Source organism: Sporomusaceae bacterium (genome assembly GCA_031460455.1).
Classification (GTDB): domain Bacteria; phylum Bacillota; class Negativicutes; order Sporomusales; family UBA7701; genus Anaeroselena.
Window position 1 is genome coordinate 1 of record JAVKTQ010000024.1, and the last position, 14,145, is coordinate 14,145.

At 53.5% G+C, this 14,145-nt stretch carries 12 protein-coding genes, 1 tRNA gene and 1 riboswitch; of the genes, 9 read left to right on the forward strand and 4 right to left on the reverse strand.

What is annotated here, in order from left to right:
* The 4 genes from RIN56_19790 to RIN56_19805 form a co-directional block, all read left to right on the forward strand.
* Positions 1-183, forward strand: a 183-nt coding sequence (locus tag RIN56_19790) for a formate--tetrahydrofolate ligase (GenBank protein MDR7869039.1), incomplete at its 5' end; no start/stop codon positions are given.
* Between the two features lie 88 nt (positions 184-271).
* Positions 272-1,528 carry an OFA family MFS transporter gene (locus tag RIN56_19795; GenBank protein ID MDR7869040.1) on the forward strand — a complete coding sequence of 419 codons (1,257 nt, stop codon included), beginning with the start codon at positions 272-274 and terminating at the stop codon, positions 1,526-1,528.
* A gap of 244 nt (positions 1,529-1,772) precedes the next feature.
* Positions 1,773-1,847, forward strand: a tRNA-Gly gene (locus RIN56_19800).
* 954 nt (positions 1,848-2,801) lie between these two features.
* Complete coding sequence (locus tag RIN56_19805; GenBank protein ID MDR7869041.1) at positions 2,802-3,074, forward strand: DsrE family protein; 273 nt, start codon at positions 2,802-2,804, stop codon at positions 3,072-3,074.
* 266 nt (positions 3,075-3,340) lie between these two features.
* Here the strand turns inward: RIN56_19805 and RIN56_19810 are convergent, their stop codons facing one another.
* Positions 3,341-4,690 (reverse strand): reductive dehalogenase, encoded by a 1,350-nt coding sequence (locus RIN56_19810; GenBank protein MDR7869042.1) that lies wholly within the window; start codon positions 4,688-4,690, stop codon positions 3,341-3,343.
* A gap of 459 nt (positions 4,691-5,149) precedes the next feature.
* Between RIN56_19810 and RIN56_19815 the strand changes: the two genes are divergently transcribed.
* Positions 5,150-5,581 (forward strand): GDSL-type esterase/lipase family protein, encoded by a 432-nt coding sequence (locus RIN56_19815; GenBank protein ID MDR7869043.1) that lies wholly within the window; start codon positions 5,150-5,152, stop codon positions 5,579-5,581.
* A gap of 261 nt (positions 5,582-5,842) precedes the next feature.
* Here RIN56_19815 and RIN56_19820 read toward each other — a convergent pair whose 3' ends face one another.
* Complete coding sequence (locus RIN56_19820) at positions 5,843-6,487, reverse strand: flavodoxin family protein (protein ID MDR7869044.1); 645 nt, start codon at positions 6,485-6,487, stop codon at positions 5,843-5,845.
* Between the two features lie 219 nt (positions 6,488-6,706).
* Here RIN56_19820 and RIN56_19825 point away from each other — a divergent pair, with 219 nt between their 5' ends.
* Positions 6,707-7,327, forward strand: coding sequence for a TrkA C-terminal domain-containing protein (locus RIN56_19825; protein MDR7869045.1), 621 nt, complete (start codon positions 6,707-6,709; stop codon positions 7,325-7,327).
* 422 nt (positions 7,328-7,749) lie between these two features.
* Here the strand turns inward: RIN56_19825 and RIN56_19830 are convergent, their stop codons facing one another.
* On the reverse strand, positions 7,750-8,259 hold the full coding sequence (locus tag RIN56_19830; GenBank protein ID MDR7869046.1) for an HPP family protein: 510 nt from the start codon (positions 8,257-8,259) through the stop codon (positions 7,750-7,752).
* A gap of 848 nt (positions 8,260-9,107) precedes the next feature.
* Positions 9,108-9,207, forward strand: a riboswitch (glycine riboswitch).
* A 252-nt stretch (positions 9,208-9,459) separates the two neighbouring features.
* Between RIN56_19830 and RIN56_19835 the strand changes: the two genes are divergently transcribed.
* Complete coding sequence (locus RIN56_19835; protein MDR7869047.1) at positions 9,460-10,629, forward strand: ABC transporter substrate-binding protein; 1,170 nt, start codon at positions 9,460-9,462, stop codon at positions 10,627-10,629.
* Between the two features lie 68 nt (positions 10,630-10,697).
* On the opposite strand, the gene RIN56_19840 is transcribed toward RIN56_19835, so the two are convergent.
* Positions 10,698-11,246: an XRE family transcriptional regulator gene (locus tag RIN56_19840; protein ID MDR7869048.1), complete on the reverse strand. Its 549-nt coding sequence runs from the start codon at positions 11,244-11,246 to the stop codon at positions 10,698-10,700.
* A gap of 223 nt (positions 11,247-11,469) precedes the next feature.
* On the opposite strand from RIN56_19840, the gene RIN56_19845 reads away from it, so the two are divergent.
* Positions 11,470-12,363 (forward strand): PhzF family phenazine biosynthesis isomerase, encoded by an 894-nt coding sequence (locus tag RIN56_19845; protein MDR7869049.1) that lies wholly within the window; start codon positions 11,470-11,472, stop codon positions 12,361-12,363.
* 309 nt (positions 12,364-12,672) lie between these two features.
* Positions 12,673-13,893 carry a 6-phosphofructokinase gene (locus RIN56_19850; protein MDR7869050.1) on the forward strand — a complete coding sequence of 407 codons (1,221 nt, stop codon included), beginning with the start codon at positions 12,673-12,675 and terminating at the stop codon, positions 13,891-13,893.
* Positions 13,894-14,145 lie beyond the last annotated feature (252 nt).

Consider the following 14,145-nt stretch of genomic DNA (forward strand, 5'->3'; position numbering starts at 1 on the left):
GCCGCCAAGCTCGGCCGCCCCACCGGGTTCACGGTGACGGTGCGCGAGGTGCGGGTGGCGGCCGGGGCGGGCTTCCTGGTGGCGATCACCGGCGAAATAATGACAATGCCCGGCCTGCCCAAAAAACCGGCCGCCGAGGCGATGGACATCGACAACAACGGCAAGATAGTAGGCCTGTTCTAGGGCGGACGATCGGCCCTCTTTACTAGGAGAAGGAGAAACAATGGTAACAGGTCCGGAAAATACACCAAGCCGATGGCTGGTAGCCGTCATGGGGACACTGCTTCAACTCGCGCTTGGCACTGTCTACGCCTGGAGCTACTTCCAGCAGCCGGTCATGGCCGCCGGAGGCTGGTCCAATACCCAGGCGGCCTGGGCGTTCAGCCTGGCTATTTTCTTCCTCGGCCTGGCGGCGGCCTGGGGGGGCGTCAATCTTTCCAAATTCGGGCCGCGCAGGCTTGCCATGGCAGGCGGCGCACTGTTCGGCCTCGGTTACCTGATCGCCGCCTATGCCCTTCATATCAAAAGCCTCTCACTGCTGTACGCCGGCTATGGCGTGATCGGGGGGATCGGACTGGGGCTCGGCTATGTGACGCCGGTGGCGACAGCCGCCAAATGGTTCCCCGACAAAAAGGGCTTGATTACCGGCATGGTGGTGATGGGATTCGGGTTCGGAGCGCTGGTCATGGCCAAGGTTGTGGCCCCTATCCTCATGTCTGTCGCCGGTGGTAATCTTGTCCGGATATTCTTCTGTATCGGCGTCGCCATGCTCGCCGCAACCCTGACGGCCGGCTACTTCCTGGTCAATCCACCGGCGGGTTTCACGCCCAAAGGCTTTGCTCCTCCGCCAACATCGGCCGCGCAAAGTAACTCCCATGATGCTTTAACCGCCAGACAATGCATTTTTTCCGGTAGGTTCCTGATGATGTGGCTGGTATTCTTCTTTAACATCGTCGCCGGCATCATGTTCATCGGCTTCCAGTCGCCGCTGCTGCAAGACCTCCTGAAACAGACCATGGACGCGGCTGTCTTATCCAATCCCCAAGTGATTGCCGGCTTAGCTGCCTCCGGCGCTACCCTGATCGCCGTAAGTTCCATCTTTAACGGCCTCGGCCGTTTTTTCTGGGGCGGATTGTCCGACAAAATTGGCCGTGTTCAGACTTTCCGCCTTATCCTCGGCAGTCAACTGGCCGTTTTCATTGCCCTGATGTTCGTCGAAAGCCCCCTCGTCTTTAGCATACTTGTTTGCTACATCCTCTTCTGCTACGGAGGCGGCTTTGGTTCCATGCCCTCGTTCGTTCTCGACGTTTTTGGCCAGAAAATGATGCCGGTTGTCTACGGCGCCATCCTCACGGCCTGGGGCTGCGGAGGCATAATCGGTCCGCAGATCGTTGCCCATATGAAGGACAATTTCGCCATACAGGCCGCACAGTACACCTTCGCGTCCGCTTCGGCGCTCCTGCTACTCGGCTTCATAATTACCTTTGTTCTGAGCAACGAGAAATTCACCCTGCTGCACAACAAATAAAATTGGCAGAGTATCGCGAACGCCTCTGATCCAGGCATAAGAAATCCTGCCAATGACACCGGATTTCTGGCAAGTCACTCCACTTGAAAATCGCCCTGGAATGTGCTATCCTTATATACGCTTGGTGGTTGGTATTATTGCTTGCCTTGTTGCTTATCTGAAGCCACAAGCAACGCAAAGCAGCCAAAGACAGCCTTGCCACATGGCTGTCCAAACCGCCAAAACCCAATAAAATTCAACACATGCGGGCGTAGCTCAGTGGTAGAGTACCGGCTTCCCAAGCCGTGGGTCGCGAGTTCGAATCTCGTTGCCCGCTCCAAGCAAAAATCGTGGCCTCCAGGCATTTGCCTGGAGGCCACGATTTTTGCTTAGGGACCAATCTGCGGACCAATAGACGGTATATTATCCTATTGAGCGGGTTGGGTTGAGATAGAATAATCGTTAAGCTAACGTATTTATGCCATACAAAACATGATTATACCTGTAGTATCAACCGTCCAAGGTAACTGGAATTGAATGGATGGTATAGCAAGAATATACTGAAGGATACAGAAAATTCACATTGAAATCGAAATTCGGTACTCGTCATTGCGGTAATCTCAAGTCTCAATGCCGATCCTAAAGAAGAACGTGATAAAATTGACGAGATGGTTCAAGCGATATATTGCAAAGCCTTTGAGATAGCACCTAACTATAAGGGTTATAGCACTTCTGCTGCGAGGATGCTGAAACGTGATATGGGTCTGCATGGACCGGAAAACCGCCCTTTATTCCCATATGAAGTGGCAAGCATACTGTCCGCCCAGCGACAAGTAGACTATACGGAACAGTTGCTTACGGAGTTAGACTATTCAGCACTTGATCCGCTGGAGATGGAACGGTTACGCCAAACAATCGAACGAAACTCCGGAAGAAGCGATGCCGCACTCAACGGGGTCGAGGGCGAAGAACTGGCTAAATCCACTAGATGTGGCCACCCAGAAGATATAATCGCCGGCTACATTAAACAATTTAGTATAAATTGTTAAGCTTTCAGGAGACTGATATCGCTTTCCCTATTCCCAAACAGGTGGTTTCACATTCTGGGGCGAACAATAATTAAACATATGAGAGAATATTACGTGTCTCTTTCATTTAGATTAGAAACATTGGAAATAATCCAAAAAGAGGGCTAGGAGGAAAAAGTATGTTACAAGAAATTAATCAGGAAGAATCGGAATTATTCGTACTATGGACTAGTGGGGACCGCGACGTTGCATCGAGTATGGTGTTTATGTACACATTGAACTCAAAGCTGCGGGGCTGGTGGGAAGACGTCACCTTAATAGTATGGGGTGCTTCCACCAAGCTTCTGGTGGAAGACGAAGAACTGCAGGAACGGATACGGCAGATGATTGAGGCCGGTGTCGATGTCGTAGCATGCGTCGCCTGTGCTAAGATGTTCGGGGCGGTCGAAAAGCTTGAAAGCCTTGGTATCGAAGTGAAAAGCATGGGTCAACCATTGACTCAGCTGCTCAAGGCAGGAAAAAAGGTTCTCACCATTTAGCAGGCAGAACGCGTGGACACAGAGCTCCCCTCTCTGGCCTCGATTAGAGGTAAGATTTACCTTGTCAACGAGGAAAACCAGATCAGCAGCAGTATATCGTTACTAAACAATAATGGCCAAGGCGGACCACCCGAAAGGAGCAACCTGCCTTGGCCATTTTGTCGTTCCGTGGTTTCGTGTAGAGTCAGTATTGTGGCATCGACCCAGACAACGCCGATCAGGCCCCCTTTTCGTAAAGCGGCATTTTGACGGCGCTCAGCACATAATTACATCCAATCTGGTTTTTGAGAGGTCGATGGTCTACGGCCATACAGGTAATCATCAAAGTGCACCATAATCCGTCGGGACAATGAAGACTGCTGTAGGCTTAACCTGTAGAGTCGGTGTATTAAAGTATTCGGTTTACTATAGGGGCAGGTATTCATGCAGATTGCACAGTCGGTTCCGACCTTACACCAGAACTCATAGCACTTCTCCTGACTGATTTTCCATTTGAGTACACCGTCGTGTAATGATTTGTCACCGTGGGGTATGGCTTGGGAGGGGCAAGTTTGAGCACATTTCTTACACGCCTGGCAGGAGTCCTGTACTCCGAAGACTATCGGTTCGTCGGCAACCAAAGGCAGGTCTGTGGTAACAACACCAAGCCTTACCCGCGGGCCGTAGTCCTGGGTTATAATGGTGCCCATTCTGCTGAGCTCGCCAATCCCTGCGTCATGCGCAACTAGAGGGGCGCAGACGAGATAGTTGCCATCCATGTGATTGCGTGCGTCAAAGCCTAATTGACGGATAAAATAAGCGAGCACCATGCCGATTTTGGCTGCTTCAATGTATTCTTTGCACGATTCAATTACAACGGGAGCTAGGGGGGCGGTTTTAACCATCCAGTAGTCCATTTCGACGGCGAAGACGATCGCGAATTTATGAGTATGGATAATCTCGTCCCCATAGTTGTCAGGGCTACGGCCCCGGTAGGAATAGTAGTGGTAGGGTCTTGTCTCGGTAACGCCAACTATTTTCGCCCCGTGATACTTTGCCAGCCCCTTTAGGGTTGTTGTGATCTGTCCCGGCGAGGTTGCCTGCTTCTCGGGGGCGAAAGCGCCCTCGGCCAGCGGTCGTATATGTTCAAGAAACTGAAAACCTGAACGGGCAATCCGGGCGCTTATGGGTTCGTAGGTTGAAGCTCCCGGACTGCAGAGCCCAGGCAATGTGCGGATGTGGTCATCCGGTTTCCGTTTTTCGGGATGACGGTCATAGTAGTCCCGGTAGTTGGCCTTGCCTTCTCTGTACCCGGCGCGGGCAAACATGATATCCCGCTCATCAAATCTTGGTATTTCCAGTGGAATCACCATTTTTTCGAGTTTGCCGATAGGTAGAAAAAACAGGAGGCCAATTCCCAGAACCAGCAACTCGCTAATGGAAAGCATAACTGTCCTATGAGGAAAATCGCCGGCCAGAACTGCGGCGAAACTGGCGATTAATAAGATTCCGGGAATAAGCGCCCTCGGAAGTCGCTTCATTTCCCGCTCAATAAACAGCGTTATGGCCAGCCAGATGAGCATCAAAATTGCTCCGATTTCCATCATCCAACCGATTAATTCCAAAACTGTTAACACTGGTGATACCTCCAACTATCTGGTGTCGTCAAGAATGGATAACAAAGGTTTCGCTAGCAATGGGAAAACCCCTTCATTACTAACAATCACGTAGTTGTCATCCTGTCCAGTAAAATCAATAGTAGTTATGGCAACGGGGCACAAAGGTCGTGTCTCGTAGTCGTTTGTAGAAGAAAAGACAAGATGTAGTAGAGTGCATCAAAAAATCTGTAAAGATTAAAAGAATTGTTACTTGCGACGTCAAATATATTGTCGTTTTCTGTAACGCTGTTCAGGGAGCAATCATAGAATGAACTGGCGAAATAAAGTGGACTGGAAAGGGAGCACTACTGATTGTAAAAAGAGTTGCAGCCCCCATCATCCTACTTTGTGCATTAATATTGCTTGCTATTGCATCGGATCCGGGACGAGTGGCTTTCAAAGCTAACGAGGAAAAAAATAAATGCATGGGCCAATAACTTGGTTCGACGGCCGGAAGACTCGCCTTACCTGACCCTCCACTACCGTATCCGTACACTATTCTTCGCCATTGACCCTTCTCCAGCCCGTCCCGTGGTTTTCTTAGGAGACAGTATTACCTACGGCGGCGACTGGGAAGATCTTTTTCCTGCTACACTGGTAGAAAACAGGGGAATTGGCGGTGACACTACTTTAGGTCTTTTGAATCGTCTCGATCAAGTTATCGCTCTTAAGCCCTCACAAATTTTTCTCATGATTGGCATGAATGATCTGTGCTATAACCGTCCGATACCGGAGGTAATTGCAAACTACCGGCGCATCCTCGGGCGGTTTCGTGAAGAACTGCCCGATACAAAGGTGTATGTTCAAAGTGTCCTCCCTTTTAACGACAGGATATTCCGGCGAGAGGCTTGCGAAGCAATAACGAAATAATGAAGCTTAACGGGCAAATACGTCTAGTGTCCGCTGAGTTTGGGTACACCTACCTGGATATAGCAACCGCTTTTACCGGATCTGATGGACGGCTGCCGCCCGAATACACCAGTGATGGCCTGCACATCAGCAATACAGGGTATAGGCTTTGGCGCGACAAGATACAGAACTTAGTGTTGGTGTCTTCCAGTCGCTGAAAAAGTTGAGCAGATAAAGAAGAGAGCATTTGAAATGCTCTCTTTTTAGTAGGAATTACAAATCCTAAAATAATATGGACGGTCGGCTCTTCAGAATAGCCCCAAGCATCTTGCCGATTTTGTAAAGGTCAGCCTCGGCAGTCGGCTGCCCAGTGAGTCTTTTTGGTAAATGTTCAGGGAGAATGGCGTCCAAGAAACCATGGTCCTTGACTACATTGCCGGATGCGCAGTCGTGCCCAAATCCGCAGGTATAGCACTGTGAATATCCCCGCACTTTAACCTCGTCCACTACGACCATCTTTTGCCTCGTTATGATATTTCTCATGAACGAAAGAACCTCGTCGGTGCCTTTGTAATCGACGCTGATGATCACACCAAGTTTTCCTGCCATGCGAAAAGCGTCGCGATGACGGAAGCAGAACATGCGCTCAAGGCAGGCATGCCCTAAAGCATTGATGGTCCCGAAGTAGTTCGGAGCACCAAAGACGATGGCGTCAGCCATCAGCATCTTTTCCCCGATGGCGCTCCAATCATCTTCTATCACACACCTGTTATCAGCCGCGCACAAGGTGCAGCCGATGCAACCGTTAATACGCTTGCCGGCAAGAGACACGTAATCATAGTCAATTCCGGTCGCTTTCAACAGGGACTTGACAGCTTCGCTTGTGATTCCGTCTGGCCGGCCGCTCATACTAATACCGAGAATCATGTTTCGTCGCCTGCCTTTATATCTGATTCTCCTTATGGTCTGACATAGTTATTCGTTCACCAGGGTTGTTTTACCTGTCGGTTGCGACTGAGACTGGCGCGTGGCAGCACCTGCTTTTTTAGAATAGAGCAATTTATTATTCCAAAGCAGGATATATCTTCATTGCAATGAATGAATATCTTAACGCAAAGAAATGGACATTGCGAACGGAGGAACAACATGAGGTCGGAGACGCCTATATATCGTTCGATTGCAGTCGATATTGCCCGCAGAATTATTAACGATAACTTTGCCGAAGGTGCCAAGATATCCGGCCGAACCCTCTTGGCGAGCCAATATAATACTTCTCCTGAGACGATAAGGAAAGGGATTGCGCTCCTCAAGGATGAAGGGGTAGTCGACGTATCGCAGGGGAGAGAGGTCTTAGTCATATCTAAGGAGAACGCCTACAAGTTTATTGAGCGGTATCAAAACGTCGAGTCGGTTTATTCGCTGCGCCAGGATCTTGAGATAATACTGCAGCAAAAGCAGGAACTGGACGCACGATTGGAAGGGATACTTAAAGATATCATCACGTATTCGGACCGCCTGCGTAACCTTACGCCCTTTAACCCTGTTGAAGTCGAAGTGCAGTCCGAGAGTCACGTCATAGGGAAATCTATAGGTCAGATTAAATTATGGGAACACACTGGGGCGACGATTGTAGCAATCAGGCGCGGAACGGAATTAACGGTCTCACCCGGACCCAGCGCGAAGATAGAGCCTCTGGACCGGATTGTTGTTGTCGGTAGCCCTGAATCTTTACGGTATACCACAGCCTATCTCCAAAGACCGATATAGAGAAAAGAGTGCCGGTGGATAATCCACCGGCTTAGCTTTTTAAGCAGATGTGTCAGTTTTTGTCACAAAATTTATACTAACAACCCCAAATACATAAAGGATTTTTAGTTGCTGTGGCTAATATACTGATAACGGGGCTAATCTAGGAAAAGGGGGCGAGGAAGGTATTCGCGGCGATTTTATTTAGTGTAGCCGGATTTTACCTGGGTTTCCTCTTTCCCTGGATAACGAAATTGCTGCCCGCCAAAATCATGGATGGCAAGCATTGATAGTTCTCGCTTGCTGCAGGTCTTCGGCAGCATCTTCAACCGCTGGCAAACCATTGCACATACTCTGTTGGGCCGTATCGACTTATCGAATACGGCTTCTTTTTTGCCCTGATATGAGGAGGCATCCGACCGGGATGCTCCTTCATGAAAGTATTATATCCAGTATTGGGGATAGGGCCTCTTTGCTATCCAGTTGTTATATATAAAGGCAAATGAGACCAAGATCAGGCTGCCTGCTATGACCGGCACCAAAACCGCTTGCCACGACAAGGCGGCGTTTTGCATCATGAAAAAAAGAGGATCGGCGGCAGCTGGGGGGTGGAGCGTTCTTGATAGCTGCATTGCCGCAACAGCGACACCGACGGCAAGGGACAACGACCACCATTCTATTCCCAGGGAGCTGTAACATATTAGGCCGATCATGCTTGATATGAGATGTCCGCCGATCAGGCTTCGCGGTTGGGCGTACGCGCTGGCCGGAATGGCAAAGAGGATCACACTGCTGGCGCCAAATGAAGGAATCAGAAAAGTTAATCCTGACAAAGCCGACAATAAAGCAATTAACCCAATTCCCGCGAGACATCCGAAGGACGAGCCCCCAACCCTGAGAGCATGCAGCCTGCGGACACGATTTTTTCTACGATTAACTTGTATAACTTCCATTGTAAGCCTCGATCTAGTGATATTTGCTGGGAGATCATTTTCAGTCTAACATAAGTGGAATGCTTGCTCAACTAACAACTCGTATTTTATTAGGGGGATTTTTGTAATATGAATACATTTTCCGCATAAAAATTAGTAGGATAAAGGCTTGATTCAAAAGCGATGCTCAATGTAAAATATCACTACATACAACTTGTTATTACTAAATGGGTTTTTAGTGCGGGGCTTGAGTGGCATTTTTGGCCAGCTGCCTAAGGCAGTCGCGAATGTGGTTGTATCGCGTACAAACCCCACATTTTGCCCACGCCATTAAGGAAAATATGACTATTATCGTTAATGATGTTACAGAGTCAGTCCGCCTGAAAGTCAGTATTTCCGCTAGCTTGTCACACATTGATTACGATTTTACAGTTTATAATCTCATGGGTAGCATTATGTAAAAAAATTGATCTCGTCTGTTGAAGAATTTTGGGACCAATCTGCGGACCAAAAACCTTATATGTCGTAACAATTTGGCTTAGATTCTTTAGATCGTTTAATATTTGCCAAGCCCGCAAATCCTTGATATACTGGCACTCATTGAAATCACGTAGACGTATTAAGACTCGTTTCGACGAATTCCCAAGCCGTGGGTCGCGAGTTCGAATCTCGTTGCCCGCTCCAAAAAAGCCTTCCGGCAAACCGCCGGAAGGCTTTTTCCTTCTGCCTGGCAAGCCGGGTTTTTCCTTGACAACCCCTGGCGACGGGAGTATACTTTAAAAGTGTTCTGAAAAATTAATACTTGTGTCCATATGAAAGCTACGGAACAGCCGGGCCGGGGAAGTCCCCAAGCCTGCGGAACCGTGGCCGGATGGAACTCTGGAGAGCCCCTGAATAAGGGCGCCGAAGGTGCAAGTCGGCATACGCGCAGCCGATGAATCTCTCAGGCAAAAGGACAGAGCAGTTGATTGATCCGGTCGCGTATTTTTGCGTGGCGGAAAACTCAAATGTCCATTCTTCGGAGTCAAATCGTATGATTTGACTTTTTTGTTTTGCTTTTTGGCCGCAGCCATGGGAGACCAACGGGGAGCGTAGGCCCAATCATACCGGTTGGGGGGATGGAAGCGGTCGGGAAGGCGGCGTCGCGGGCGATGCCGCGCCGGGCAGATAGCGGAAGCTAGATGGCGGCGAAACAAAACCAAAAGGGAGAGATTGAAAATGATGCGTAAAACAGTATTAAAAATCACGGTATTATCACTGGTCGTAATCCTGCTGGCAGGTCTTCTGTCCGGTTGCGGAAGCAATTCCTCTTCCGCCGAAATAAAAATCGGCCTGCTCAACGAACTGACCGGCGGCAACGCCACCTTCGGCGCCTCCACCACCAACGGCGCCAAAATGGCTATAAAAGAAGCCAACGCCAAGGGCGGCGTCCTCGGCAAACAGATCAAAGCCATCGTCGCCGACAACAAAAGCGAGCCTTCCGAGTCGGCCAACGGCATGACCAAGCTCCTCACCCAGGATAAAGTCGTCGCCGTCACCGGCGTCTTCGCCAGCTCCAACGCCATCGCCGCCTCCAACGTCGTCGAATCGGTCAAGGTGCCCTTCCTCGCCGTCGGCGCCACCAACCCCAAGGTGACCGTGGACGAAAAAAGCGGCAAAGTTAAAGACTACACCTTCCGGGTATGCTTCATCGACCCCTTCCAGGGAACGGTAGGCGCCAACTTCGCCCTCAATACCCTTAAACTCAAAAAAGCCGTCATCCTCGTCGACAACAGCAGCGACTACAGCAAAGGCCTGGCGTCCTTCTTCAAAGCCGCCTTCGCCAAAGGCGGCGGCGCCGTACTCGGCGAAGAAGCCTATCTGCAGAAAGACCAGGACTTCAAAGCCATCCTCACAAAAGCTAAAGCTCTCAACCCCGAATTGATCTACGTCCCCGGCTATTACGAAGAAGTCGGCAAAATCGTCAAACAGGCCCGCGAACTCGGCATCGCCGCCCCGATCGTCGGCGGCGACGGCTGGGATTCTCCCAAGCTCGTCGAAGTAGGCACCGCTGCCGCCCTTAACAACACCTACTTCACCAACCACTACTCCGTCGACGACACCAGCGCCGCCTCCAAGGCCTTCGTCGACGCCTACAAAAAAGAGTACGGGCAAGCCCCCGACGCCATGGCCGTCCTCGGCTACGACGCCGCCAACGTCCTCATCGACGCCATCAAGCGCGCGGGCAGCACCGAGCCGGCCAAAATCCGCGAGGCCCTCGCCGCCACCAAAGACTTCCCGGCCATCACCGGGGCCACCACCCTCAACGCCACCCACGACGCCGTCAAAAGCGCAGTCATCATCGAAATGAAAGACGGCAAACAGGTCTACAAAGCGACCGTCAAACCCTAACCGCAAAGAAATCGCCGCTGAAAGAGGCTCCGGACAATCCGGAGCCTTTTCTTCGTCAACAAGCCGTTCTAGCCGTAGTAAATGATATTCAGCAGCCGCGCTGCGTCATCGCCGGCGTTTTCGCTCCGGTGGGCCGTATCGGCCGCGAACCTGATCGAATCACCGGCGCACAAGCTTATCTTCTCCCGCTGCACAGACACCTCGACCGCGCCCTCCAGCACAAACAGATACTCCTCCACCCCCTTCATATGGCCGGCGTTGTCCAGCGCCGCCCCCGGCGCCAGGTCGATCGCCAGCACCTCCAGGCGGTGGGGCGCATAATACGGGAAAATGCTCGCGATGGCATGGCCCGCCTCCTCGTTAAATGGTACCCGGTCCGCCTTGCGCACCACCGTGAAACTGTCCTCCCGGCTGCCGATCAGCGTCGTCAGCGGCGTCTTGAGCGCCTGGGCGATCTTCCACAGCACCGTGATCGTCGGCGTCGCCCGGCCGCGCTCGATCTCCCCCAGCATGCTCCTGCTCACCGCCGACCTCTCCGCCAGCTCCTCCAGCGTCAGTTGGCGGCGCTTCCGCAGCTCCTTCAGATTCGCCGCGACATTCTTGCCGATTTCCTCCATAAAGTCCTCCGGTATATTGACTATATTTCCAATATAATATATACTAAACACGACCTGCCGACCAATATATTGGAATTTACGTTTATTATAGCATGTTTTTTGCCCGGCAGCCATAGAGGAGGAATAAGCCATGGAAATCATGAATTGCCTTGATGCCCAGGGCAACCAGCCCCTCGTCCCCGCCGCCGGCGGATAATACCGGCCATCGAAAGGAAGTGTCAGCATGAAAACCTTCCCCTTCAAAAAAATCGACGCCTTCACCGACGGCCGCGCCACAGGCAACCCCGCCGGCTGCATCTACCTCGGCGCCGACACCGTCATCACTGCCGGCGAAATGCAGCAGATCGCCCGCGAACTCAAAGGCTTCGTCAACGAAGTCGGCTACCTTCGCCCCGTCGAAGGCGGTTTCGCCCTGCAATTCTACTCCTCCGAATGCGCGGTCGAATTCTGCGGCCACGCCACCATCGCCGTCATGTACGACCTCATCAGCGGCAGCGAAGCGCTCCGCCGCCAAAAGGAACTATATCTCCGCGTTGGCGACGACCGGCTGGCCGTCCTCAACCGCATTCCCGAGGAAAACGCCGTCTACATCACCGCCCCGCCGCCCCGTCCCCTTCCCTGCGCGCTTGCGGCCGAGACCATAGCCCACGCCCTGGCGGCGGCTGCCGCCGCCGTCGACACCGCCTTGCCGGTGCGGCTCATCAATGCCGGCCTCCGCACCCTCATCCTGCCGCTCGCCTCCCTGGACGCCTGCCTCGCCCTCAGGCCCCCGCAGGAAGAGCTCCGCCTTTTCTGCGAACAAAACGGCATCGACATCATCCTCGCCTTCGCCCGCGAGACAGCCCTGCCCGCAGCCCACTTCCGCACCCGCGTCTTCGCCCCCAAATACGGCTACCTCGAAGACCCGGCCACCGGCTCGGGCAACGCCGCTTTCGGCCACTACCTCCACGACCGGGAGCTGTGGCGGCCGGACGGCGTCACCATCGAGCAAGGCCCATCCCGCGACAACCCCAACATCGTCAAGCTCCGCAGCGCTGGCGACGGCCACGACCGCCGCATCCTCTTCGGCGGCGGCGCCGTGCTGCGCATCAGCGGCCAATACTGCCTCCACGGCTGACCACATTCCCCAGGCCCGCCCCCAAACCGCCCCAAGCCCTCCGGCGTCCCCGCCGGAGGGCTTTCATCATCCGGCGCAGCCAATATCAGGACAAACCTCCTTTTCCTAGCAGGAAGGCATCAAACTGCGGCGAAAATAAACAAAGCGGTTCCATAATCCGGCACAGGCCGGGGACAGTCCGCATCCCGGCGTCGCCCGCCGGGGCGCGCAGGATACGGTCGCCGCCAAAAAGCCACACTATTCCCGCCGGGGCATAAATCGCTGCCGCCCCGCATAGAAAACAACATAACGAGCAGGAGGTATAAAATAATGGCTCTCATCGGCAAAGCCCTCGTCGCCCAGGGAGGCGGCCCCACCGCCGTCATCAACCAGACCCTGGCCGGCATCGTCCTCGAAGCCCGCAAATTCTCCCAGATCACCAAAATATACGGCGCGGTCAACGGCGTCGCCGGCATAGTCCGCGAAGACTTCCTCGACCTCACCCAGGAAACCACCCACAACCTCGAACAGGTCGCCCTCACCCCCTCCTCCGCCCTCCTCTCCACCCGCGACAAGCCTGACAGCAAATACTGCCACGATATCTTCAAAGTCCTCAAAGCCCACGACATCCGCTACTTCTTCTACATCGGCGGCAACGACTCCGCCGACACCGTCCGCATCGTCAACGACGAAGCCGAAGCCTCCGGCTACGAAATGCGGGCCATCCACGTCCCCAAAACCATCGACAACGACCTCATGGGCAACGACCACACCCCCGGCTTCGGCTCGGCGGCGCGCTTCATCGCCCAGGCCTTCATGGGCATCAACCTCGACGTCCGCGCCCTGCCGGGCGTCTACCTCGGCATCGTCATGGGCCGGCACGCCGGCTTCCTCGCTGCCTCCTCCGCCATCGCCCAGAAATACCCCGAAGACGGCCCCCACCTCATCTACCTGCCTGAGCGCACCTTCGACGTCGACGAATTCCTCGCCTCCGTCAAGAAAACCTACGACCAGCACCGCAAGTGCGTCGTCGCCCTCTCCGAAGGCATCTGCGACCGCTCCGGCGACCCCATCGTCGTCTCGCTGCGCAAAGACACCGAAGTCGACGCCCACGGCAACGTCTCCCTTTCCGGCAGCTGGGTCATCGGCGACCTCCTCAGCTCGCTGATCAAAGAGAAACTCGGCATTTCCCGCGTCCGCAGCGACACCTTCGGCTACCTCCAGCGCTCCTTCCTCGGCTGCGTCTCCGACGTCGACCAGCACGAAGCCCGCGAGGCCGGCGAACGCGCGGTCCAGATGGCCGTCTGGAACAACGTCGACGGCTCCATCGCCATCGTCCGGACCGGCTACTACTCGGTCGACTACCGTCTCCAGCCCCTCGCCGACGTCGCCGGCAAAACCCGCGTCATGCCCGACGAATTCATCAACGCCGACGGCAACCACATCACCGACGCCTTCAAATTCTACGTCCGGCCCCTCATGGGCTCCGGCCTGCCCTCGCCCTCCCAGCTCCGCGCGCCGCGCGTCCCCAAACTGCTTGAGCGCGAATAAGAAAGCGGCCGTTAATAGACCCCATCTGCGGCGTTGCTCCTCAAAGCGCTTGCTTGCGTACGTCTCGAAGTACGCTTACGATGCTGCTAAACGTGCCAGTACAAACCAATCTGACAAACTTGGTCGCAGAGGAAACGGTGCCGCGCTTTTCCGGTGCGCCTTGCATCTGGGGCCTCTGAACGGCCGCCGACAAACTCCATCAAGACCTAGACACGAAAGGCCTCCGGGATCATCATCCCGGAGGCCTTTATA